Here is a 2,926-nt window from a genome sequence, read left to right as displayed (position 1 = left end):
AATGATAAAGCTTAGAAAATGGGATTGGTCAGGCAAATTCTTAAATCCAAATCATAGGGTTGATGTTGGTTGTGAAGGCATGAAAGAAGTTAAGGAATGTCAATAATGGGAATGGGGTATAATCTTTTTGCCATAATAATGATTTTAAATTTTGTTTTCCTGATAACTTTTGGAGTATTAAGTTTTTTTTTATACATCTATTTATTGGCGAAAATTATTTCTCGTGGCATGAATAAAGTGCTTTTAGAAAAATATATCAGAATATTTTCATTTTTTAGCATATTTCCATCAATAACTTTGATTGGCATATTAATTACTTCTGTATTTAATATATATTCGTTGGAAATTTTTGTTTCATTTATTCAAAGCGGCTTTCCGCTAGCTGCACTTATGATGGCATGGATAATGCCACCAATTTTTTTAATAATTAAACCATTGATATCAAAAAGACCGTATTTTTATAAGTTTTTTATCGCTTGGTATGGATTAATTTCACTATGTTTATATTGCTCTATTTATGCATTTGTATTGTCATGAGTTATCTTATAAAATATATTAAGTTTTAAAGCTAGGCTTGTTGTTATTTAGCTCAAAAGATTGAACAAAACCTAAGACTCTTTGACGGCATCACATCAGCCTTGTACACCCCCAATTCAAATGGTATCATAGGTGATGTGGCAAGAGCAGCAAGCCCAGAGCTTGCTTATCAAATTGGGCAGGAGTTTAAAGAAAATAAAATCCTAAACCAAACAGACAATGGCAACAGACCAGAAGAACAAAGCCTACAACACCTACTGGCTCATGCCATCTTAGGGGCTGCGGTAAGCTATGCCACAGGTAATGACATCACAACAGGCACCATCTCTGCCGTAAGCAATGAAGCAGGTGCTAAGATTTTAGCAAACTACCTATATCAAGGCAAAGATCCAGAGAAACTCACTCAAGAACAAAAGGACACCATCGTCAGCATTCTAAATCTAGCTACTGCGACAGCCATCTACACAGCAACTGATGGCAGTACCACCGATGCAGTGAGTGGGGCTGAGATTGGGAAAGTGGGGGTGGAGAATAATAATAATGGTTGGATGTCAGTAACCTCTCATAACTTTGGTGTAACATCGTATGATGTTAGTTTAGCTCAATATTGTGCTAATCAAGGCGGGAGTTTTACAGAGTGTATAGATAAAAAAGGATCTGCAGTCAAAAAGACCGATACCTCAAACCAGAATTTGCCTTTATTATTTTATATAATGCCAGAACATGTTACACCTTTTCTAGACGGCAACCAAAGAGCTACGGCAGAAATCATGAAGCCAATTGTCAAAGCCAATCGAGGGGTGGCTGTTATTACTGGTTATGCTCCTTATGTAGTGGCTACAGCTGCAACCCAACCAGCAATTACAGCAAATACTGCATTAGGTGCCACAAATAATACCATACTTTATTATCAAACAACAAAACCATCGGACAGAAGTGCTGAAAAGGCTGCTGTATATGCTATTGGTGGGGGATTGACAGGTGGTGTTGCATCTCCAGTAAGAACAGTCAAAGGGGTGATGGCAACCAATACCGCTGGATATGCTCTAACTCAAGGAGTTGCAGAGGGTTATGTAAATACGCCTACTGCAGTAACAGCAGGCGTATTAGGGGGTGCAGGGAAAGTTCTTGGGAATGCCAATTGTTTAACTTCTTGCCAGTCTTTTACAATCATTCCAACAACCAATTCTCTAACCACCATTAGCGATAAGGCCGTTGATAAGACTTTTGAAAAACGACAAGATTTAAATAGACCATATGGTGGCGGTAAGTTTTGTTTGTTTGGTGTGGATAAAAAGACAGGTAAGTGCAAACCATGATTAAACATTATGACTACCAAAGATATAACAAATACTTTAATCAAGGCTATCTAAAAGATAGGCGTAATCTGATTTACATATATGTTTTTTGCAAAGCTTGTTTTGTGCTTGCATTTTTTCATGCGGAAAATGTGTATATGGATGGTTACTCGAGTTTTTTTGTAATCCTATTCTTTCTTTATTTAGTTCATTGCGTCAAGTATATTTTTTTTGAAAAAAGAGATATATATCAATTTTTCCCTGTAGATAAAAAAATAGCAATCAGAACATCTGTATCTAAATACAAATATCTAGACAAAATACAAGAGGTGGTTTTTTGTGATAGGAAATCGTATCTTGTTGATTTATTTTCATTTAAAGGTGCTTACAAAAAAATACTAATCATAAACGATGGTCAAAAATATTTTATTCCATATAACGATGAATATAAAGATGAATTGATTGAACTCTTGAGTATGTACCAAAAGCACGGTAGGCTGGATAGCGACAGCACAACCTAAGCATTACAGTGTAACTCATAGAATTTGTTTGATTTTGATTTGTTAAACCCTTAAAGGCTACAACCCTACCCCCAACCCCAAAAACCCCAAACCCATGACTCACACCAACCACCCATCTTACCCTATATTAGCCCTGCCAACACGATTGGCACTGGCTGTCTCTTTGACCTTATGTTGTTCAGCTTATGCCAACACTTCTAAACAGATTGCCCATCAGCAAATCTTGCTTAATGAACAAAGACAGGCGGTGCTTCATCAATCATTGATGACAAATCCTAGTGTACAAGTTGAGGTGCCTGCCTTTGAGCCTGCCGCTAAGATGGATTCTGTTCATACTGACAATCAAGACAGCCACGATGATTTGCCTTGCTTTACCATCAATCAAATCGCTTATGTGCTGCTTAGCACGGTAGGTTGGGTTGAACGAAAGTGAAACCCAACATTTGTGGCGCAGCTTATTGAATTTGGGAGACTTTGCCAGCCCTATACCTTTATTTGTATGATGACATGAAATATCGCCGACATTACGAACCAAACAAAAGCTATTTTTTCACCCTAAATCTGGCAGAT

3 protein-coding genes are annotated in these 2,926 nt (G+C 37.1%); all 3 read left to right on the top strand.

The annotated features are described in order from the left end of the window. Positions 1-674 precede the first annotated feature (674 nt). The 3 genes from M2R47_RS09240 to M2R47_RS09230 all read left to right on the top strand — a co-directional run bounded on the left by M2R47_RS09240 (position 675) and on the right by M2R47_RS09230 (position 2,789). Positions 675-1,856, top strand: a complete 1,182-nt coding sequence (locus M2R47_RS09240) for a VENN motif pre-toxin domain-containing protein (RefSeq protein ID WP_249102477.1) — start codon at positions 675-677, stop codon at positions 1,854-1,856. Then, positions 1,853-2,356: a hypothetical protein gene (locus M2R47_RS09235; RefSeq protein WP_249102473.1), complete on the top strand. Its 504-nt coding sequence runs from the start codon at positions 1,853-1,855 to the stop codon at positions 2,354-2,356. Before M2R47_RS09240 ends, M2R47_RS09235 begins: the two co-directional genes overlap by 4 nt. 94 nt (positions 2,357-2,450) lie before the next feature. Then, positions 2,451-2,789, top strand: a complete 339-nt coding sequence (locus M2R47_RS09230; RefSeq protein WP_249102471.1) for a hypothetical protein — start codon at positions 2,451-2,453, stop codon at positions 2,787-2,789. Positions 2,790-2,926 lie beyond the last annotated feature (137 nt).

It is taken from the genome of Moraxella oculi, from assembly GCF_023336735.1.
GTDB lineage: Bacteria > Pseudomonadota > Gammaproteobacteria > Pseudomonadales > Moraxellaceae > Moraxella > Moraxella oculi.
The sequence above is the reverse complement of the archived record's forward strand: the minus strand, read 5'-3'. Positions and strand labels throughout refer to the sequence as shown.